We start from the raw sequence: 20,965 nt of genomic DNA, 5'->3' as shown, positions 1-20,965 counted from the left end.
AATTTACTTTTCTATTTTTACGTACTGATTCTACTATATGAGCCAATATATTGAACGATATCAGCGACGAAAACTGATTTCCTCCTACTTTTCCGTGGCTTTGAGCATTGCCCTGGTCCTGTTTCTTTTGGGTGTTTTGGGCCTTTTGGTGCTCAATACCAAAAAATTGGCGGATCACTTTAAGGAGCAAATCACGATTTCCGTGTTTTTGAAGGACAATGCCAAACCTGTGGAAATAGATCAACTACAAAAAAGTTTGATGCTGGCAGAATACACCAAATCCGCCGAATACATTTCCAAAGAAGATGCCGCGGAACAATACAGCGAGGATATTGGTGAAAATTTTGAGGAGTTTTTAGGCTACAATCCGCTAAAAAACTCCATCGACGTCAACCTCAAGGCCGATTTTGTCTCCCCCCAACAGATTGATGAGATTGCAGAAGAACTGGCAGCCAAGGCCTACGTGGACGAAGTAAGCTACGACAAACCCTTGATTTCGCTGCTCAACAACAACGCACGGAAAATAAGTCTGTGGATTTTGATTGCGAGTGCGGTTTTTACGATCATGGCCGTTTTGCTGATCAACAGTTCCATTCGACTGTCCATTTATTCCAAACGCTTTATCATTAAAACCATGCAAATGGTGGGAGCCACCAAAACGTTTATCCGAAGACCTTTTATCTGGACAAACATTAAGTTAGGAATGGCTGGGGCCTTTGTCGCTTTGATCGGATTGGGAGTTTTAGTGTATTATATAGACAAAAGTTTCCCTGAACTGGATCTTTTGCAAGATTATATTGTTCTCATTATTTTGTTCGTTGGTGTATTCGGTTTGGGCGTTATTATTTCGTGGGCCAGCACCCATTTCGCCACACAACGCTTTTTAAACCTGAGGACCGACGATCTTTATTATTAACTTTGCGATATGAGCAAGAAAAACGACAACGGCAAAAAACCACCTAAAGACTTTGTTTTCCAAAAGAAAAACTACCGCTTTCTATTTATAGGTATTGCCTTTATAGCCCTTGGATATATTTTGATGAGCGGCGGCGGAAGCGACGACCCCGAAGTATTCAATCCGGAGATATACAACTTTAGAAGAATCCGCCTAGCGCCGACCTTGATCCTTATCGGTCTTGGCATCCAGGTTTACGCGATATTGTTGAATCCTAACAAGAAAAACAAGGAGTAATTTGGAATTAATAGACGCCATCATCCTTGGCATTATTCAAGGATTGACCGAATTTTTGCCTGTTTCCTCCAGCGGTCATCTAGAATTGGGAAAAGCCATTTTGGGAGCGCAGGCCGTTCCCGAAGAAAGCCTGTTGTTTACCGTAGTGCTGCATTTTGCAACTGCACTGAGTACCTTGGTGGTGTTCCGAAAAGATGTTTTCGATATTTTTAAAGGGCTATTTCAATTCAAATGGAACGAGGAAACCCAATTTTCCTTGAAAATCATTATTTCCATGATTCCTGCCGCATTGGTGGGACTTTTTTTAAATGATTTTATTGAAGTATTTTTTGATGGTGCAATTGTCATTGTTGGAATTATGTTGGTGATTACGTCATTTTTGCTGTATTTGGCAGATCTGGCCAAAACCACCGATAAAAATGTATCGTTCCGAAGTTCTTTTGTAATCGGCATGGCACAGGCCGTAGCTATTCTCCCAGGAATTTCCCGAAGTGGGGCTACTATCTCGGCAGCAGTTCTTTTAGGTGTTGATAAAACCAAGTCGGCACGATTTTCCTTTTTGATGGTGGTTCCGTTGATCTTGGGAAAAGTGGCCAAAGATTTGATGAGTGGTGAAATCTCCTTCCAAGGTGATCAGGCCGTTGCCATGGGTGCTGGTTTTATTGCAGCCTTTATTGCTGGTCTTGCCGCTTGTACTTGGATGATCAAATTGGTACGCCAAAGCAAGCTTACCTATTTTGCCATTTACTGCTTGGTTGTGGGGCTTATTGCCCTGGCGTGGAGCATTTGGGGATAGATCAGTATATTTGCTGTAAAACTCCAAGTTTTTGAACACCAAAGAAGATTTTTTGAACGGTCAGATCCTATTGATCGATAAACCGCTGGAGTGGACTTCGTTTCAAGCGGTAAATGCCCTAAAATGGGCCATTCGTAAAAAATTTGGTCTTAAAAAGATAAAAATTGGTCATGCAGGAACCTTAGACCCCTTGGCTACTGGTCTATTGGTTATCTGTACGGGGAAATTCACAAAAAAAATTCCCGAGCTTCAAGGGCAGGTTAAAGAATATACGGGCACTTTCACACTAGGTGCCACTACGCCTTCCTACGATTTGGAAACGGAAGTAGATAAAACTTTTCCAACCGAACACCTCACGGATAAATCCATCAAAGAAACCACCAAACAATTTTTGGGCGAGATTGACCAAGTGCCCCCCATTTTTTCAGCATTAAAAAAAGATGGAAAACGATTGTACGAACTGGCCCGTGAAGGCAAACAGGTCGAAATAAAATCACGAAAAATAGAAATCCTGGAATTTGAGATTACCCGAATCGCCCTTCCCGAAGTGGACTTTAAAGTAGTTTGCAGTAAGGGAACCTACATTCGTTCCTTGGCTCACGATTTTGGCAAGGCATTGGGTTCTGGAGCCTACCTATCCGAGCTCAGAAGAACCAAAATAGGGGATTTCAACGTAAATAATGCTACAACACCCGTTATTTTCAAAGAAAATTTGGGGGTAGGCACCTCGACCTAAACGGGTTGTGATAAAATAATTTTGCAAAAAAGCGGTTATAGTTAAACCATGAACTTAAACAGGCGTCAATTATCTCTTTTGATTACTTTTTTCTCTATGTCCATAGTGATTTTATTGCTTTTCAATATTCATTTGGGAGGCATAAAGGAAGATGAGTACGTTATTGAAATGAGTTTGGCCGATGAGGATATTGAAGAACTTCTTAAAGAGGAAGAGGAACGATTGGAAGAAATGGCCGCTAACAACGACCCCATTAAAAGCCACATGGCCGTAAATGAAACCGCTAAACCAAGCGTTGGAAACCCAGAGCCTTTAAAAACTTTGGAAGAGCTTATGGAGGAACGAGCCCTCAGTAGCGAAACCGGGGAATATGCCGATAACTCAGGTTTTGAGGAGCAATTAAAACAGTTAAAGGCCCAGCGGGACGAGAAAAAAGAAAAATTGGGCGAACGTGATGCCCAAAAAGAGGAGTTCACCAATTACCTAAAGGATAGGCGCACTTCCATTTCCTACTCTTTGGTCGAGCGAAATGCCTACCACCTCCCACCTCCCATATACACCTGTATTGAAGGTGGCAAAGTGGTTGTTAACATAACCGTGGACAATAACGGTTATGTCACGGAAGCCAGCTTCAACGATAAAAGTTCGGGAACCAGCAATGGTTGTTTAGTGGATAATGCCATCGCTTATGCCCTTAAGGCCCGTTTTAGTCCGGATTCCAAGAATTCTCAGATCGGCACAATTACTTACCTATTCCAAAGCAAGTAATTCCAAGACGTCTTCTAAGATATTTTGCCCTTTGTTTTTGTTATACCAAACCTGAAGCTCTTGTTTGAACCCATCTGTCAATTTGCCGTGTTCCCTTTTACATTCCTCCACCATTTGAGTGGCAATACTAGGTCTTGGTCCCCATTCCCCAATAATTTCTTTGTTGGCTTCGTCCAAAACAATTAATTTGGGTATGGAGCGGGCACCATTGGTCAAAAACATGTCCATTAAATCGATACTTTCATCACGTAAAACCGCTTTTAAGGTAATATTAGGGCTTGTTTCGGCTATTTTATGGATTATGGGCAAACTTGCTGCCGCATCCCCGCACCAACTTTCTGTAAGCACTAAAAACACCAGTTTTTTGTCCAGGACTTTCAGTTTTTGCTGAATGTCTTCGGAAATTTTAAAGGTCTTCTCCCAACGGGCCATTCTGCGATCGCCCAGCTTGGTATAGTTAATCATAGCTTCGGATTGGTTTGGGCCTGTGGACTTTCCCATTTTTGCCAGTTGACCCACCAACTCACGGTATCTTGGGTAATCCATTCCCTTTGAAATATATTCCTGCACTATTTCCAATCTATTTCTCTCCAATACTTCCATATAAAAATGTTTTTGCAAAAGTACAATGGGCAGTTGGCCCATTTGGTGACTTTTATCATTGGTTGTTTTTACAACCTAATTCTTACAAGCTTTTTGGGTTGATGGCCAAACTCTTGAACAGCATGGCCTTGGTATAAAAATATTTGTTCTGCATCTCGTTTCGCTTTAGATAAGCATCAATGAGTTTGCTTTCCCTGGAATTGATCAGAAACAAAGAACTCTCTCCAAAACTGAATTTCCGTTCCTCGGCATTCAATAGGGTTGAATAATCTTTTACAATATCAGCAATCAACTGATTTTGTTGGGTATATGAGTCCAATTCATTATAAATGGCGATGATCTTGTTCTGTATTTCCACTTGGGCATTGTCCCTTTCATATTCGGCATCCCTAAGTTTAAATTTGGCCAGTTTTAGGTCTCCGCGCTCTTTCCGCAGAAAAATGGGCATTTGAAAACTTAACCCGGCCTTATAGTTCTCGGTAACGAAGGAATTCATCAACTCGGGGGTTTCTGTTATAAAATTGTATTCTGCCTTTAATTTCGGCAATAATTTATTCGATTTTAAACGCTTATCCACTGTCAACCCTTCAATTTTATAGTCCAAAGACATTAGTTTGGGATGTGTTTCCAGATTAAAGCTGTCCAATGGCACACCTTCTATTTCCAAGGTTGAATTGATATCCATTTCTGGTTCCAAGTTTGGTCTTATACCTGGCTGAAGCTCTACCGGCACGTCCTCGATCCATAAAAAGTTGCCCAGCTCCAATGATTTTTTCATCAATTTGACCTTGGCCTGCTGATAGCCCAAGTCCCTGTTACGAACGGCAATTTTAGCCTCTACGGTATCAATCATGGCAATATCCCCAGCCAAGGCACTCTCTTTGATGCCTTGAAAACGCACTTCGGCATTCTCCAAAAAATCTTTGTATACCTCAGCATCTCTATAGGCTTGCAACCAATCAAAATAGGCGAGCGAAGCATTGTACAAAACCTTGTTCACCTGTAAATCCTGTTCTGCTTTGGATTGTTCCCTGAAAAATTTGGCTTTTCTTAGAGTGGCCATACGCTCGTTTATCCAAAACCCCTGCAAAACGGACATGGATACCCCTGCACTGTAAAGACCGTCATCGGGCAAGGTTTCATCAGGATTTAGATAATATCCTTCATTCTGCTGGAAATTTCCCTTAAGCTCAATACCAAACCAAGTTGGAATTTTAAAAGTAGTGTTCAACCGATCCCAATATTCGGTCCCCTTAAACTCCTTTTTATCAAAATCCACCTCTACCTTGGGATCAAAACCTCCTCTGGCCTTCATAAGTTCGGCCTGTCCAATAGCAATGTTCAATTGGGCCTGTTTGGCAATGGGGTGGTATTTTTTTACATAGCCCAAGTACTCCTTAAACCCAAGCACCAAGGAATCTTGCTGAGCGTAAGAAAAGCTTACGGTAAAGAAAAAGAGGGTACAAAATAAAAGTAATCTTCTATTTCCTTTTGGCATCTGCACTTATATTTTGAGGTTGATAATAGTTTGGAGGGAAACCGTTGAGCTGTCTCCACAGTTCGTACCAAATGGGAACATCTTCCAATAGGGCCATGGTACTGGCCCCAGAACCTACACGAATGCCTTTTGGCCAAGGAGCCTCTTCCTCGTCTGGAGCCAATAGTACACGGTATTTCCCATTTGGACTGATAAAGTTTTCAATAGCGACCACCTTACCTCCAAAGGTTCCGTAGGAAACATTGGGCCAACCACTGAATACTATGGCGGGCCAACCATCAAACTGGATACGCACCTTTTCGTCCACATGGATCAACGGAAGATCTATGGGATCAACAAAAGTTTCTACGGCGATATCGTAATCCGAAGGCATTATCCCGACCAATTGTGCCCCTTCCTTAAAAGTTTCCCCAATACCGGATTTTATGGCTTTGGTGATATAGCCATTTTGGGGAGCTCTTATGTAGAGCATTTTGTTTCTCATTTCATAATTGGTGTACTGGTTCTCCAGTTTGGTGACCTGTGCTTCCGAATCAAATTGGTTGGATTGTGCCGTATAGAGATCACTTTGTGCTTTGGAAATTTTGTCGGAGTACTCTGCTCTTACCCTATTTATTTCCACTTGGGCATTGATTACATTGTTTTTACTGGCCAACAATTTGTTTTCCTGGCTTATAAGTTTTGCCTGCGTCTCCTGCAGTTTCAATCGTTTTTCTTCTACATCGGTAACTGCTTTTAATCCTTCTTCCTGTAACTTTTCGGTACGGTCGTACTGACGCTGGGCTATTAAAATATTGGTCTTGGCCGCTTCAAGGTCAATGCTGTCGCTTTCCACTTTCAATTTGGACTGCATTAGTTTGTTTCTGGCCTGTTGCAGTTTTAGTCCGAGTTCTTGATTAAGGGCTCTGATCTGTTGGTTCAAGGCTTTTACCTTTTCTTGGTACGAGGATACGGACATGGTCTTCGCCTTAATCTGTTGCCCGGTACGCTCCACTAGATCGGGGTCGAAGTACTCACTTTTTATCTCTGATATGAACAGGATCGTATCACCCTTTTCAACATAATCCCCTTCCCTAACATACCACTTTTCAATGCGTCCGGGAATCGGGGATTGAATGGTCTGTGGCCTCTGATCCGGGGTTAACGTGGTGAGGTAACCCCTACCAGAAATATTCTGGGTCCACGGTAGGAACATCATCAAAAGCACCATGATGGAAAAAGAGGCCAAAAAACGGTTAAATTGTTTGTAGTGCCTTTTATGAAAGACTTTTTTACCTGCCTTATAGCCGGTAAGATCTACTTTCTCGTTCAATTTATTATTTGAAGAAATGTTCAGCATGAACTTTATTTTACGTTGATCAATCTACCTTTATCCATTCGAATTACTTGATTGCAGCGACTTGCCCAATTGGGGTTTTCACTTACTACGACCAAGGCCCATCCATTGGCAGGGTCTGCAAAAAAGTCCATCATCCTTTCCGTATCTTCATTATTATATTGCTCCAGGGGATCCTTTAATATCATTAGTTTAGGTCTGGTTACAATGCTCCGGGCCAAAACAATTTTTCTGGAAATAAAATCAGGGATCTTTTTCCCTTCAGGATATAAAATGGTTTTAAGCCCATTGGGTTGCTCTTTTACAAACTGAGTAAGACTTACTTTTTCGAGCGCCCAATACACATCTTCCATTGGGATATCCTTATTACCGAATGTAATATTGTCCAATAGGGTTCCCTCAAATGGATATTCCTCGTTTAGGGAATGACCTAAATAGGAGCGGTATTGGCTTAATTTTATTCCTTGGATGGCCACATTGTTCACATATATTTTTCCTTCATCCGGCTCTAGGATGCCGGCTATCATTCTTAGCAAGGTGGATCTTCCCGATCCGCTCTTTCCTTGTATCAATAATTTGGTGTCCGGCCGGACGGTAAGCGATAAATGGTCTATTATCTTTTTGTCCATCCCTGGCACTTTGTAAACAATATCCTCAAGCTCTACTGTTAGGCCTTCGTTATCTTTAAATGGAGTTTCTCCGTTTTGGGGCTCTATTTCCTTATCCACGACCTGTCCCATTTTTTCCAAAGAGGTCAATAAATCGTAAAACGTTTCAAGTCCCAAGATCATTTTCTCAACAGAACTGATTACCAATAAAATAATGATTTCCGCTGCCACAAACTGACCAATATTCATCTGCTGATCCAAAACCAACAAACCTCCAATCAACAATAGACCTGCTGTAACCAAGACTTTAAAGCCTATCATTTGAATAAACTGCAAGACCAACACCCTAAAATGGCTTTCCCTAGCTTCCAAATATTCATCGACCAGAATATCGTTTTTGTCCAATGCATGGGAAGTTTTTCCCGAAAGCTTGAAACTGACAATGGAACGGGCGATCTCCTGCACCCAATGCGCTACCTTATATTTGATTTTTGACTCGTCTAAACTGGTATCCAACCCCCTTTGTGCCGTAAACTTGAACACAATGTAAATGAGCAAAAGGAGCAATAAACCATAAATGATAAAGAAAGGATGGTAAAAAGATAGCAGCAACAACCCAAATACGATCTGCAACAATGCCGCTGGAAAATCAATAAGTATTTTGGACAGCGATTTTTGTACCGTAAGCGTATCAAAAAAACGATTGGCAAGTTCCGGCGGATAATAATATCGGAGTTCGCTCATTTTTATTTTTGGAAAACGGTAGGCAAACTCAAACGAAGACCTTGTAAAGATTTTTTGCTGAAGGTTTTCAATAATCCGTATCTGCATTAACTGAAGCATCCCCACAAACGCAACCCCAAGGGTAACCAATACCACGAGCACGATCCAAGATGTACTCACCCTGGCCCCTTGGATAAGGTTTATAATGGCCTGTATACCCAAGGGGAGGGATAGGTTGACCAAACCCGCAAAAATAGCGTAGTAAAATATTTGAAAAATGTCCTTTTTGTCCAAGGTAAGCAGCCCCATTAATCGCTGCCAAGCTGTAAGTATTTGTTTAGCCATTTACTTTTTATTTAGTGTCCGGAATATGAGGTCCGTAAAAAACTCCGTAGGGGTAACCTTTTCGTTACAGTTTGTAAGCGTCGGAAAATGTGCCTTTAAAAAATACTGATGAAGCGAACCTTCCAGAACGGTACTGGCCAAACTTACAGGGTATTCGTAATTTTGATCCACGGCCGAAATCATCTCGCTCAAGCGGTTTACCAATCTTTTACAAATAATAAAATAACCGTCCTTGCTCTCTTTGTTTATTTCTTTTACCAAATAGGATTTGGAATATTCATTGATAATAAGTCGGTTCAGTGCCACTTCGTTCACATGTGTGATTGAACTATCCTCCTCAACATTTTGAGTAAGGATCTCTATTGCTTTCTCCAATTTCTTGACCGGGTCGGAAATACCGTTTGTGGCAAAGACCATGCGATATTCTACCCACCCCCAATACCAAGTGGCCAAATAGAGCAACAGCTTGTGCTTGTTCTCAAAATAGCGGTAAATGGAACTTTCGTTGGAATTTATCTGTACACCCAATTTTTTGAACGTAAAGCTCTCAAAACCCATTTCATCAATCATCAAAATACTTTGCTCAACAATATTCTTCCCCAAAGTTGAAGATTCGGGATCCTTTATATAAAGCTTTTCATTGACCCCAATTTTAAGAGATTGCATCAATAACTCCATTACATTACTTTTAAAATATAGTCTCGCAAATATAAAAGTATTACTATCAATGTATAATACTTTAACTTTCAATTAACTCTCTTGTTTTTCCCTTATTTTTGATGGAAAAACAAATAGAAATGCAAAAACATAGATGCGGATGGTGCCTTGGAGACCCTTTGTATGAAGCCTACCATGATACGGAATGGGGCGTTCCCGTAAAGGATGATGCCACATTGTTCGAATTTTTGATTTTGGAGACGTTTCAGGCGGGGTTGAGTTGGATTACTGTGCTACGAAAGCGTGAAAATTTTAGAAAAGCCTTTGATCATTTTGATTACAAGAAAATTGCCCGCTACGATCAGGGAAAAATTGATGAACTACTACAAGACCCCGGGATCATCAGAAATAAATTGAAGGTGAACGCCACGGTTTCCAACGCAAGCGCTTTTATGGAAATTCAAGAAGAGTTTGGTAGTTTCAGTAAATACATTTGGGGCTTTGTGGAGAACAAACCCATTAAAAATAAGCTGCAAAATTACAAAGATGCTCCTGCAACCACCTCTCTTTCGGATAGCATCAGCAAAGATTTGAAAAAAAGAGGGTTCAAATTTGTAGGAAGCACCGTTATTTATGCCCACATGCAGGCCACTGGCATGGTAAACGACCACGAAGTAAATTGTTTTAGGTACAATGAGGTTTAATTAAGCTGTTGTGCATTTTTCTATTTTACCTTTATTTTTACTGAACTTTAAACTTTTCCAATTGGTTAAAATAGCATAGGTTTTCGTCACCCTGAATTTATTTTAAGGTCACATTTTATAAGTATTGGATGAAAATATGTGATGGGATGCTGAAACGAGTTGAGCATGACGGAGCTTATAATGAATTGTTGCTTCAAAATGCGTCTCGGGTTTTAATTATATCCTTCCAATAATGCTAGGAATTGTGCAATTACCCCTTTAAAATCTCCACAAACTCTTTTCTGGGAATCAATTCAGCGCCCAAACTTTCCAAATGATCGGTATGTACTTGGCAGTCAATAAGCTCATATCCTTTTTCATCCAGTTCCTTCGCCATTTTTATAAATGCAAACTTGGAGGCATTCGGTTTAAAACTGAACATGCTCTCCCCGCAGAACACATGGCCTAGATCAACACCGTACAAACCACCCACGAGTTCGTCGCCTTCCCAAACCTCAAAAGATTTGGCATGCCCTTTTTTGTATAAATTCATGTAGGCTGTTTTCATTTCGGGGGTTATCCATGTACCGTCTTGTCCTTTTCGTTCAATTTTGGCACAATGGTCAATCACCTGCTCAAAACAAGTGTTCTGAGTAAGGGCAAACGCTCCATCACGAATTATTTTCCGCATGCTTTTGGACGATTTCACCTTTTTGGGAAAAAGAACCATACGCGGGTCAGGAGTCCACCACAGGATCAAGGAATCATCATTGAACCACGGGAAAATTCCGTTTTTGTAGGCCAACAACAATCTTTCTGGAGACAAATCACCTCCAACGGCAAGCAACCCATCTTCACTGGCAGTATCAACAGGAGGAAACTCCAATCTTCTGCTCAAAAAATGTAATGGGGTATTTTCCAAGGTCAATTTTTTCTAAAAATACAAATAGGTCTAAAAACAAGAAAATCCGAACCAAGAGGTCCGGATTTTTATTGTGAAATATCTTTTTCTTCTAAAAAGGAAGGTCGTCATGGTCGTCCTCGTTCAAATCATCTGCTGGTTCAAAAGCTTCCATTGGAGGAACGGGAGGCATATTATCCGCATTTTGTTCTTGTTGCAGGTTTTCAATTCTCCACCCTTGAATAGAGTTAAAATATTTGGTTTCCCCTTGTGGGTTCACCCATTCTCTTCCTCTTAGGTTTATACTGATTTTTACCATTTGACCAACGCTGTAGCTGTTAAGCAAATCGCACTTATCCTGAACAAATTCCACCAATATGTGTTGTGGATATTGCTCCTCTGTTGTTACGACCACCTCTCTTTTTCTGAAACCGTTGTTGCCGTATGTCTTGGTCTCATCTATCATTTTGATTCTTCCCTGAACTTCCATGCAATGTTAATTTTTGTTGAAAATTCAAAAGTACATAAAATGAATTCCATGGGCAGCCGTTATTTCAACTAACTATCAACATGTTTTCCATTTACCTATCTTTAAACAGAATTTGACCACCAATGAACTTTAGTCCTAAAAGGAAAACTTCCAACATTACAATGCTGATTGCGGCATTCGTTATTGTGAGTCTTATTTTATGGAACACCAATAGTTTTTTTAAAAAATTCAAGGAAGAGGAACGCCTAAAAATGGAAATCTGGGCTACGGCCCAATTGGAACTCATCCAATCCTCCGTAGATCAAGAGTTGGGAAACCTTACCCTTAAAGTATTGGGAAACAACACCTCCACCCCCATGATCTTGGTAAACGAGGAGGGTTCTTACAAAACACATAATATTCCCGAGGACAAGGTAAGCGATAGTGTATACATTCGAAAAAAGATTGCACAGTTCATAAATGAGAACGAACCGATACAGATAATTCAAGAAGATGAATTATTGGAGACCTTGTACTACGGCAATTCTGAGGTTTTGAACAAATTAAAGTACTACCCATTGGCCCTTCTGTTGATCATTTTCTTGTTCGGTGCGGTCATCTTCTTTTTCTTTAGAACAAACCGGGCTTCGGAACAAAACAAACTTTGGGCGGGAATGGCCAAGGAGACAGCACATCAAATTGGAACACCGCTTACCTCCCTCTTGGGTTGGAACGAACTCTTGAAATCGGAAGACATCAATCCCGAAGTAACCAAAGAAATTGCGAAGGACATCGATCGTTTACAAACCATAACAGAGCGCTTTTCCAAAATTGGGTCGATTCCCGAATTGCGTGAGCATGATATTGTGGCCGAAACCAAAATGGCCTACGAATACTTGAAACAGCGTAGTTCCAAATTGGTACATTTTTCCTTTAGTTCCAATGCCGATGAGGCCTATGTGCTTATGAATCCACCCTTGTACAACTGGAGCATAGAGAATCTTGTAAAAAATGGTATCGATGCCATGAAGGGCAAAGGAAACATAGCCATCCAAATTGAAAAAAAAGGACAAAATATACATATTTTGGTGTCGGACACAGGCCACGGCATACCCAAAAGCGACTTCCAGAACATATTTAACCCAGGGGTTACTTCAAAGCAAAGAGGCTGGGGATTAGGGCTTTCGTTGGTAAAAAGAATTGTTGAAGAGTACCATAAAGGAAAAATTAAAGTATTTTCGTCTAGTAAAGAAGGAACTATCATGCAAATTTCCCTACGAGCAATAGAAAAATAAGTTATGGCCAAGGAAAAACAACTTGTAATACAAGAAGCTGATATCACCAACAATTGCCCCGAATGTTTTAATCAGGAACTTAAGATTACATTTTACCAAAAACACACCTTTAACGCACTGTACCACAGAACTACGGGCGTTGTAACACATGAAATCAAGTGTAAAAAGTGTAATTCGGTTATTTACCCTGTAAACTGGACTCAGGATATTGAGCGGGTTTTTGACTACTACAACAAACTGGTAAAGCCAGATAGACCCGCGGTACGGTTTACCATGTTGTTCTTTATTATTTTGGTATTGATGCTATGCTTGGTAGCAGCAGGTGTATATTTTTATTTGGAAGGCTAAATATTTGACCTGATCGCTTCGGCCACGGCCTCAAACTCTTCTGTGGTAAGGCTTTCCTTATGTTGAAAAGTGGCACTCGCCATATTTTGAAGTGGAATGAGATGAACGTGCACATGGGGCACCTCCAGGCCAATAACCGACATTCCCACACGTTTGCAAGGCACGGCCTTTTCAACGGCAAGCCCCACTTTTCGTGAAAACGCCATGAGTTTCATGTAAGATTCCTCATCAAGGTCCATGATCTTGTCCACTTCTTTCTTGGGAACACATAAGGTATGTCCTTTCGAGTTTGGGTTGATATCCAAAAAAGCAAAGTTATCATCATCCTCCGCAATTTTATAACTGGGTATTTCCCCATTGATGATTTTTGTGAAGATACTGGCCATTTTGATTCGGTTTTAAAATAAAAAATCCCGTCTTTCAACGGGATTAAATATAACCAATTTAGTTGCTGTTACGCTCGTGTGATCTCTAAAACTTCAAAATTCAGGGTTCCGTTCGGTACCTTGATCTCTGCCACATCACCTACTTTTTTACCCAACAATCCTTTTCCAATGGGTGATGTAACGGAAATTTTACCCGTTTTAAGATCAGCCTCGCTTTCTGCCACCAAAGTATATTTCATTTCCATGCCATTGGCTTGGTTTTTAAGCTTAACAGTGGAAAGTACCAATATTTTGGAAGTGTCCAATTGGGATTCATCAATTAAACGGGCATTGGCCAAAGTCTCTTCCATTTTGGAAATTTTCATCTCCAAAAGTCCCTGGGCTTCCTTGGCCGCATCGTATTCTGCGTTTTCGGAAAGATCTCCTTTGTCCCTTGCCTCAGCGATAGCCTGGGATGCTTTGGGACGTTCCACATCTTTTAAGTGGTTCAGTTCTTCCCTCAATTTCTTCAATCCTTCAGGCGTATAATATGAAACCTTGCTCATGTTGTTAATTTTTAATGCAAAGAGGCACTGAAGAAAATAGAAAAATTTTCCCAATGTTCTCTTCTTTACAAATACAAAAAATCCTCAACTATACCCATGACCTGCATGGTATTTTTGCGAGGATTTAACGCAAATATAGGCAAATTTTCATCAACTTTGCCCAAGAAACGTTTTCAAACATTGATTATGAAGCACTTCTGGGCCATTATGCTTTTGGCACTGATTTTATCCTGCAGCTCGGATTCCACCAACCGTAATCCCTACTTGCAAGAAGTACGGTTTCGGTTTGAATTGAATATGAACCTTCCGTTGTACAATAATCTACAAAACATCGGAAATCCAGTTTATGTGGGCAACAATGGAGTGGGCACACGAGGTGCTTTTGTTATCAATACAGGGTCTAGTTTTATGGCCTGGGAAGCCAGTTGTCCGAACCATGCGCCGAACGAGTGCTCCACAATGACCATTGATGGCCAAAATGCAGTTTGTAGCTGTGAAGGATTTACGTATAATTTGTTTACGGGACAGCAATTGGACAGGCCCGATGATGGAAACCGTTATCACGACCTTTTATTTTATAGCGCCACCCAAAGTGGTAATGTGGTAGTGATTTCCAACTAAAATACATTTAGGGTCCTGCGATTGCCACAGAACCCCCTTTCCATAAATATCATCAAAAATTAACTGTCGCTCCTACAAGGAAGTTGATTCCTGCTTGTGGATAGTATCCAGCACCCTCAATGGTTGTGATGGTTCCAGGGTTGGAGTAATCATCATCAAAGGTGTAAAAATAGCCGTTGGAGACAATGTCAGCATCAAAAATATTGTTCACCAGACCGGAAATCCCAATACTTTCCACAAAAGAGTTTATGTTGATGGTATACTGAACATTGAAATCCGTTTGGGTATAACCATCCAAAACAGAGGTCTCCGAGTCGATGTTACCCATATATTGCTTCCCCACAAATTTTGACAACAACGAAACCTGAAAATTTGCATTGGGTTGATAGGAAATAATATTGCCCGCAATTAATTGTGGCGAGTAGGCTATGTTAGTATTCCCCAAATTTTGAAGTTCTCCATCACGCTCAAAGAAGAAATCGATATTTCGGTTATCACTCAAAGCAATATTTGGTCTCCACTGAAACGCATTGGACAGCCTGATGCTCGCATCGATCTCCAGACCCAAACGGTAACTATCACCCACATTGGACCTCAACGGTGCCCCTACATCGTTCAACTCGCCGGTCAATACCAATTGATCTTTGTACCGCATGTAGTACACATTGGTATTCAGTTGGAAACTTGGCGAAATGTAACGCCATCCCAGCTCAAAATCGTTTAATTTTTCTGGTTTTGGGCTGCCGCTTTCATAATCATTACGGTTGGGCTCCCTGTTGGCTCGCGCATAAGAAAAATAGAAGTTGTTGTTACGGTTTAAATCGAAGGTAACACCTGCCTTTGGATTGAAAAAGCTGAAGGAATCATCCACCAAGCCCGTATCTTCACCATTTGCTTCGTAGGTTACCCCACGGTATTGCACATCTCCGAACAAGGACCATTGGTCCGTTAATTTGTAGTTCGCCTTGGTATAAACGTTGAAATCGGTTTTGGTGGAATTATCATCGTAATACCTGTCCCTTATTTCGCTGCCACTGGCATACTCGGCCCAAATAATTTCACCAAAATGGTCGCCTTTGTATTCGTTGTAACCACCTCCCATAATCAGTTCGAGATTCTCGTTATTGTAAGTGGCTGAAAAAATGGTTCCGTAAAAATCATTGTCCAACCATCTACGACGAATCAAATCCGTGGTTTCCACTAAATCGCCGTTTACCGTAATGGGCTCCAAACCATAGGTGGCAAAATCGTCGTCTTCCCTAAATTGTTCAAAAAAACCTCTTCCGCGTGTGTAGTGTACGGCCAAATGGGTGTTCCAAGCAGAATTCCAGGTTTCGTACCAATGTAGTTGAAAATGGTCTTGCTTGTAATTGTCCACTTCGTTCTCGTAGTATTGAGTGTTACCGCCATCATCGGTGTACTCCCCTGCGGAATTGTAAGTGCGATTGTCTTCCAACTGTTCTGCTGTTATTCCATTCCAAGCTTGATAAGTAACCTCATGCCCTCCAAAAAGCAAAGCTTTGATCAGGGTATTGTCATCCTTGTAGGCACCTTGCAGGAAATAGCCATCCAATTCCGAAGCCGCTCGGTCCACATAACCATCGGATGTGACCCTGGACAATCGCCCAGAAAATTCAAAATAATCGTTCATCAATCCCGTACTGAACTTTACATTGTTCCGAAGCGTATTAAAACTTCCTACGGATGATGATATTGTGGCATACGATTCCTCAGAAAAAGCATCCGTGAGCATGTTCAAACTAGCACCAAATGCCCCGGCCCCATTGGTGGAAGTTCCCACACCTCGCTGCAACTGCAAACTTTGGGTGGAGGAGGCAAAATCGGGCATGTTTACCCAAAAGGTTCCGTGCGATTCCGCATCATTGTACGGAATACCATTAATGGTAACATTTACCCGTGTTGCATCGCTACCACGAACGCGCATGCTCGTGTATCCCACGCCAGCTCCGGCGTCGGAGGTGGTGACAACCGCGGGCATAAAATTCATTAGAATCGGAATATCTTGACCTAAGTTCCGCGGAGCTAGTTCCACCTTGTCCAAATCGGAAAAAGTAATGGGAAAATCCTTGGTTATCCTTACCGATTGTACCAAAACTTCGTCCAGCACCACTTTTTCTCCTTCAAGACTGTCAATCGGTTCTTCTTGGGCGCTCATGGTAAACGCCAGCCCACCTAGGGCCACTGTTGCACATAATGTTTTAATGCGGTTCCCTTGATTGTTTTTTGTCGGTCGCATTGAGCCAAAAACGGCTCTTTTTTGAATAATTGAATAGAGTTTCATTCGTAAAAATGTTACGAATAAAAGGGGTCATTATTCTTTGTTAATAATTGATTGTTGTTTCTAAAAGAAACATAGAAATTCCAAGATGCGACTTGCGCATTCCCTTGGCAGCATTACCCGCCCAGGTTCATTGGGTATAATCTCAGCCTTTTGGTAAAAAGCACCCCTTTGAGATGCCACAAATGTATGATGCGAATATTGATTTTCATAAAAAACATCTTGGAAATTTAACTTTTGATAACAACCATGACCCCCAAGTGCCTGCGTATATAATGGTATGCACCCTAAATCCAAAAAAAGGTTTACCCTTAAAATTATACTGAGTTATGCAGTGCTTGGAGTTTTGGCAACCTTGGCTGCATTCTTTATCTATAATGAGTTCAAAAGCTATGCTTCTGCAAAAAATCAAGGAGAGAGCAACGAAAAACTACTGAAGACCAACAGGTTGCTCACACAACTCTATGATGCCGAAAACTTATCCAAGTTGGCCTTACAGACCAAAAAACCGCAGGATTTAAAATACTATGCGCAAAAGGTGGACTCCATTACCCAGTTCATCGACTCCCTTAAACCATTGGCGCAAACCAACAGTGGCAGTCTAAATCTTAGGTTGGACAGTGTTCAGGAATTATTAAAGCAAAAGGTTTTTAATAATGCCGAACTACGAAAACTAAAGGTTAGGAACGAAAATAAAACTTCTTTGGACTCAGTTTTAAAGGCTTTCCATGAGATGGAAGTGGACATGGGCAGAATTACCCCGGAGACCTTTGCTCCGAATTTTGACAAATTGCCTACTAGAACCCAAGAATACATCAAAGAGTACGTCGCCATACTCAACAAGAATATTCCAAATTCCGATGGTAATGCGACAGCCAAAAATATCGACTCCATTTTAGAAGTATCCAAAGCTATTTTAAACAAAGCCAAGACCGAAACAGTTACGGCCGAACGAACCGTATTGCAAAAAGAACTTCAAATTTATAGGACCGACCTAGAGCTTTCACAAAAAATGCGGGGCATTTTATCCGACTTTGAGCAGGAAATGGCACTGAATACCCATCTGGACAGTCTTAAGCAAGAGCAGGCATTGAAAAAAAGCTCTCGCTTGGCAGTCGGAGCTGTTATTCTAGGGCTAATAACAGTGATATTGTTTACGCTCATGATTTCCAAGGATTACTGGAAAGCACAGCAATACCGAGAACGGCTCGAAAAGGCCAAAAAATATTCCGAATCACTTTTAAAAAGCAGGGAACAATTAATCTCGACCGTTAGCCACGACCTAAGAACACCGCTGAATACCATCAGGGGCTATTCCGACTTGATCGAGCAAAGTGGATTGAGCACGAAACAACTGAACTACCTTAAGAAAATCAAGTCTTCTTCTGGCTATGTAGATAATTTGGTAAACGACCTTTTGGACTATTCCAAACTGGAGGCGGGAAAAATCCAGTTGGACAAGGTGCCTTTTGCCCTATTCCAATTAATAGAAGAAACTGCGGTTGATTTTGAAGAAATACAATCAAAAAAAAGAGTATTGCTCCAATTGAAAATAGCCGACGACTTAAAAAAGCCTATCATAAACGATCCTTTTAGAATACGGCAAATACTTACCAACCTCATTGGTAACGCCTTTAAGTTTACAGATTCTGGCCATGTCAGGGTTGCTGCGGTAGTGGAAGAAAAGAACAAAGCTACATGGGTGAGGATTGATGTTGAGGACACGGGTATAGGAATCGCTGTCGAAAAGCAGGAAGCCATTTTCCAAGAGTTTACACAAGCAGAAGCTCCTTCCCAGAAAGCCCAGGTCGGGTATGGGCTGGGGCTTACCATTTCCAGAAAACTGACAGAATTACTGGGAGGTACATTGAGTTTGAAGAGCAAAGTAGGCAAAGGGAGTACTTTTACTGTTCGGATTCCTGTTGAGTTTTCTAAAATCGAAGTGGTTGAAAATGATTCCAAAGCGTTTATTTCCAAACCCAAAGAGCTTTCCATTTTGGTTATTGATGATGATGAAAACATGCTTGGCCTTATCTCCGAGGTTTGTAAAATCAACGATATCAAAACAAAAACTATTTTGAATTTTGATGATTTTGAGCTATCAAAAATCCACCAGTTCGATGCTGTGCTGACAGATATTCAAATGCCCACTACAAATGGTTTTTCCGTGCTAAAAACAATTAAAAGCATTGGATATAAAAATCCCGTAATTGCCATGACCGGACAACAAATCGGCAATAAAGCAGACTACTTAGAGCCTGGTTTTTCGGATGTGCTGCAAAAACCATTTACGGCCAATTCCCTCCTGCGCGTTTTAAAATCGACAGAAAAGGTGGCCTTGTCCAATGCAATTCCTGCTTCGGAGTCTTCCATGTTCACTCTTAAAAATATTTCACCCTTTTTGGATGATCCAAATGCCATTCAGGAAGTTTTACAAGTGTTTTTGGAGAATACGAAAAAGAATCTAGCGTTTTTGCTTTCCGCCGTTGGCGATAAAGATTATACGGATATTAGGGCTACATCCCACAAAATGTTGCCCATGTTCAGACAGTTGGAAATACAAGATGCCATCCACTTATTGGAACTTTTGGAAAATATTTCCGATGATACAAAAGGTGAAAAAACGTTCAAAATTCTTTCGGAACTAAAAAAAGTGCTGTCCAATTTGGAAACTGAAATCCAAAATTATTTAGCTATACATTCAATTGATATTGATTGATTTTGTTGTAAAGCGTCTTGCGAGTGATCTGCAGTAGCTTTGCCGCCTTGCTTTTGTTAAAGTTGGTCTGCTTTAAGGCGGTCAGAATCCGCTCCTTCTCATAATCGGATTTAGAAAAATTGACCTCTTCATATTTACTTGCTCCTTTTACGACTCCTTCTGCCAAAGCATTTGGGAACATGGTTTCCGTTTCAGAAAAAAGAACGGCCCTTTTGATCACATTTTTCATTTCCCTCAAATTTCCCGGCCAATCATACTCCTGAAGGATTCGCTTGGTTTGATCGGAAAACGCTAAAATATTCTTATCCAATTCGGAATTGGCTTCGGCCAGAAAATAATCTGCAAATAGAAGAATATCCTCTCGCCTATCCCTCAAGGATGGCACTTCAATGGAAAACTCGTTGAGTCTGTGGTACAAATCCTCCCTAAAACCACCTTCTTCCACAGCTTCGGAAAGATTTTCGTTTGTGGCAGCAATAATGCGGATATCCAACTGGGTTTCTTTGGTACTGCCCACTCGTTTTATTTTACGCTCTTGAATGGCCCTAAGCAGCTGAATTTGATGTTGGTAGGATAGATTCCCTACCTCATCCAAAAAAAGGGTTCCTCCGTTGGCCGCTTCAAAATGGCCTTGTTTATCATCTATGGCGCCCGTAAAACTGCCCTTTACATGGCCAAAAAATTCGCTGGTGGCAATTTCTTTTGGTATGGCACCACAGTCTACCGCTACAAACGGTTGATCATTTCTCTTGCTTGCCCGGTGAATGGCCTTGGCGGTGACTTCTTTTCCCGTACCACTTTCGCCCGTTAGTAAAACGGACATGTTTGTAGGAGCGACCAGCTCCACATACTGTTGGAGTTTCTTGGATTTCTCTCCTTGACCTTTTAAAAAATTGATCGAGCCCTTCTTCGCTTCAGTCGATTTTGAGCTTTCGCGAGAAACTTTGAAATCCGTCACTTTGGAGCGCAGGGCATCTTTAATTACGGAAAGTATTTCTTCTGGTGTAAAAGGTTTTGATATATAATCGAAAGCACCCTTTTTAATGGCATTTACCGCAGTCTTCACCTCGGCATATCCTGTCATTAAAATAACTTGGGTCTTTGGTGACTCGCGTTTTACCTGGGGAAGCAAAGTAACCCCGTTTCCTTTCGGCAATCTAACATCGGATAGGATTATGTCGAAGGTAGATGACGCTAGATATTCCTCTGCCTCCTTAATGGAATAACTTACTGATACGGCAAAACCGTTCTTGGTCAAAAACTTTTGAAGCATTTGACAAAAAGCAGTATCGTCCTCGATTATCAAGATTTTGGGCATATCTCAGTTATTTAATATACGGCCCTGGCTCTTTTTGGGACTTTTCCATTTTGATAAAATTATCACAAAAAAAAAGGACTGCCGAAGCAGCCCTTTTCCAACCAAACTAACTATTGTGG

At 41.1% G+C, this 20,965-nt stretch carries 21 protein-coding genes; 10 read left to right on the top strand and 11 right to left on the bottom strand.

Annotated elements, in window-relative coordinates:
* The first annotated feature begins 37 nt into the window (after nucleotides 1-37).
* From VM932_RS05085 to VM932_RS05065, 5 genes are read left to right on the top strand one after another with little or no spacing between them, the layout of a single operon-like run.
* A complete protein-coding gene (locus tag VM932_RS05085) occupies nucleotides 38-916 on the top strand; it encodes a cell division protein FtsX (RefSeq protein WP_326277481.1) in 879 nt (292 codons plus the stop codon).
* A gap of 9 nt (nucleotides 917-925) precedes the next feature.
* Nucleotides 926-1,192: a DUF3098 domain-containing protein gene (locus VM932_RS05080; protein WP_326277479.1), complete on the top strand. Its 267-nt coding sequence runs from the start codon at nucleotides 926-928 to the stop codon at nucleotides 1,190-1,192.
* A 1-nt stretch (nucleotide 1,193) separates the two neighbouring features.
* Nucleotides 1,194-1,988 carry an undecaprenyl-diphosphate phosphatase gene (locus VM932_RS05075; RefSeq protein WP_326277477.1) on the top strand — a complete coding sequence of 265 codons (795 nt, stop codon included), beginning with the start codon at nucleotides 1,194-1,196 and terminating at the stop codon, nucleotides 1,986-1,988.
* A 31-nt stretch (nucleotides 1,989-2,019) separates the two neighbouring features.
* Nucleotides 2,020-2,724: a tRNA pseudouridine(55) synthase TruB gene (gene truB, locus VM932_RS05070; protein WP_326277476.1), complete on the top strand. Its 705-nt coding sequence runs from the start codon at nucleotides 2,020-2,022 to the stop codon at nucleotides 2,722-2,724.
* 48 nt (nucleotides 2,725-2,772) lie between these two features.
* Complete coding sequence (locus VM932_RS05065) at nucleotides 2,773-3,492, top strand: energy transducer TonB family protein (RefSeq protein ID WP_326277475.1); 720 nt, start codon at nucleotides 2,773-2,775, stop codon at nucleotides 3,490-3,492.
* Here VM932_RS05065 and VM932_RS05060 read toward each other — a convergent pair.
* The 5 genes from VM932_RS05060 to VM932_RS05040 form a co-directional block, all read right to left on the bottom strand.
* Nucleotides 3,475-4,095: a thioredoxin family protein gene (locus VM932_RS05060; RefSeq protein ID WP_326277474.1), complete on the bottom strand. Its 621-nt coding sequence runs from the start codon at nucleotides 4,093-4,095 to the stop codon at nucleotides 3,475-3,477. The two genes, VM932_RS05065 and VM932_RS05060, sit on opposite strands and share 18 nt — an antisense overlap.
* An 82-nt stretch (nucleotides 4,096-4,177) precedes the next feature.
* Nucleotides 4,178-5,593, bottom strand: a complete 1,416-nt coding sequence (locus VM932_RS05055; RefSeq protein WP_326277472.1) for a TolC family protein — start codon at nucleotides 5,591-5,593, stop codon at nucleotides 4,178-4,180.
* Complete coding sequence (locus VM932_RS05050; protein WP_326277471.1) at nucleotides 5,577-6,932, bottom strand: HlyD family secretion protein; 1,356 nt, start codon at nucleotides 6,930-6,932, stop codon at nucleotides 5,577-5,579. The genes VM932_RS05055 and VM932_RS05050 overlap by 17 nt, the downstream gene beginning before the upstream one ends.
* Nucleotides 6,933-6,937: 5 nt before the next feature.
* Nucleotides 6,938-8,605 (bottom strand): peptidase domain-containing ABC transporter, encoded by a 1,668-nt coding sequence (locus VM932_RS05045; RefSeq protein WP_326277469.1) that lies wholly within the window; start codon nucleotides 8,603-8,605, stop codon nucleotides 6,938-6,940.
* On the bottom strand, nucleotides 8,606-9,283 hold the full coding sequence (locus tag VM932_RS05040) for a TetR/AcrR family transcriptional regulator (protein ID WP_326277467.1): 678 nt from the start codon (nucleotides 9,281-9,283) through the stop codon (nucleotides 8,606-8,608).
* A gap of 119 nt (nucleotides 9,284-9,402) precedes the next feature.
* Here VM932_RS05040 and VM932_RS05035 point away from each other — a divergent pair, with 119 nt between their 5' ends.
* Nucleotides 9,403-9,966: a DNA-3-methyladenine glycosylase I gene (locus VM932_RS05035; RefSeq protein ID WP_326277466.1), complete on the top strand. Its 564-nt coding sequence runs from the start codon at nucleotides 9,403-9,405 to the stop codon at nucleotides 9,964-9,966.
* Nucleotides 9,967-10,216: 250 nt separating this feature from the next.
* On the opposite strand, the gene aat is transcribed toward VM932_RS05035, so the two are convergent.
* Nucleotides 10,217-10,873, bottom strand: a complete 657-nt coding sequence (gene aat, locus VM932_RS05030) for a leucyl/phenylalanyl-tRNA--protein transferase (protein WP_326277465.1) — start codon at nucleotides 10,871-10,873, stop codon at nucleotides 10,217-10,219.
* Nucleotides 10,874-10,958: 85 nt separating this feature from the next.
* Nucleotides 10,959-11,336, bottom strand: a complete 378-nt coding sequence (locus VM932_RS05025) for a DUF3127 domain-containing protein (RefSeq protein WP_293165721.1) — start codon at nucleotides 11,334-11,336, stop codon at nucleotides 10,959-10,961.
* Nucleotides 11,337-11,458: 122 nt separating this feature from the next.
* Here VM932_RS05025 and VM932_RS05020 point away from each other — a divergent pair, with 122 nt between their 5' ends.
* Nucleotides 11,459-12,610 (top strand): sensor histidine kinase, encoded by a 1,152-nt coding sequence (locus tag VM932_RS05020; protein WP_326277464.1) that lies wholly within the window; start codon nucleotides 11,459-11,461, stop codon nucleotides 12,608-12,610.
* Between the two features lie 3 nt (nucleotides 12,611-12,613).
* On the top strand, nucleotides 12,614-12,958 hold the full coding sequence (locus tag VM932_RS05015; RefSeq protein WP_326277463.1) for a hypothetical protein: 345 nt from the start codon (nucleotides 12,614-12,616) through the stop codon (nucleotides 12,956-12,958).
* Here VM932_RS05015 and VM932_RS05010 read toward each other — a convergent pair.
* Entirely contained in the window at nucleotides 12,955-13,344 is a 390-nt protein-coding gene (locus tag VM932_RS05010) for an HIT family protein (protein WP_326277462.1), read from the bottom strand. The genes VM932_RS05015 and VM932_RS05010 overlap by 4 nt on opposite strands.
* 68 nt (nucleotides 13,345-13,412) lie before the next feature.
* A complete protein-coding gene (greA, locus tag VM932_RS05005; protein ID WP_326277461.1) occupies nucleotides 13,413-13,889 on the bottom strand; it encodes a transcription elongation factor GreA in 477 nt (158 codons plus the stop codon).
* 186 nt (nucleotides 13,890-14,075) lie between these two features.
* On the opposite strand from greA, the gene VM932_RS05000 reads away from it, so the two are divergent.
* Nucleotides 14,076-14,510 carry a Rieske (2Fe-2S) protein gene (locus VM932_RS05000; RefSeq protein ID WP_326277459.1) on the top strand — a complete coding sequence of 145 codons (435 nt, stop codon included), beginning with the start codon at nucleotides 14,076-14,078 and terminating at the stop codon, nucleotides 14,508-14,510.
* A gap of 52 nt (nucleotides 14,511-14,562) precedes the next feature.
* Here VM932_RS05000 and VM932_RS04995 read toward each other — a convergent pair whose 3' ends face one another.
* A complete protein-coding gene (locus tag VM932_RS04995) occupies nucleotides 14,563-16,812 on the bottom strand; it encodes a TonB-dependent receptor (protein WP_326277458.1) in 2,250 nt (749 codons plus the stop codon).
* A gap of 277 nt (nucleotides 16,813-17,089) precedes the next feature.
* Between VM932_RS04995 and VM932_RS04990 the strand changes: the two genes are divergently transcribed.
* Nucleotides 17,090-19,528 carry a hybrid sensor histidine kinase/response regulator gene (locus tag VM932_RS04990; protein WP_326277457.1) on the top strand — a complete coding sequence of 813 codons (2,439 nt, stop codon included), beginning with the start codon at nucleotides 17,090-17,092 and terminating at the stop codon, nucleotides 19,526-19,528.
* Here VM932_RS04990 and VM932_RS04985 read toward each other — a convergent pair.
* Nucleotides 19,503-20,846, bottom strand: a complete 1,344-nt coding sequence (locus tag VM932_RS04985; protein ID WP_326277456.1) for a sigma-54-dependent transcriptional regulator — start codon at nucleotides 20,844-20,846, stop codon at nucleotides 19,503-19,505. The genes VM932_RS04990 and VM932_RS04985 overlap by 26 nt on opposite strands.
* Nucleotides 20,847-20,965: the final 119 nt, after the last annotated feature.

Origin of the sequence: Flagellimonas halotolerans (genome assembly GCF_035818535.1) — a bacterium.
GTDB lineage: Bacteria > Bacteroidota > Bacteroidia > Flavobacteriales > Flavobacteriaceae > Flagellimonas > Flagellimonas halotolerans.
Note: the sequence above shows the minus strand (reverse complement) of the source record. Positions and strands in the feature narration are given on the sequence as shown.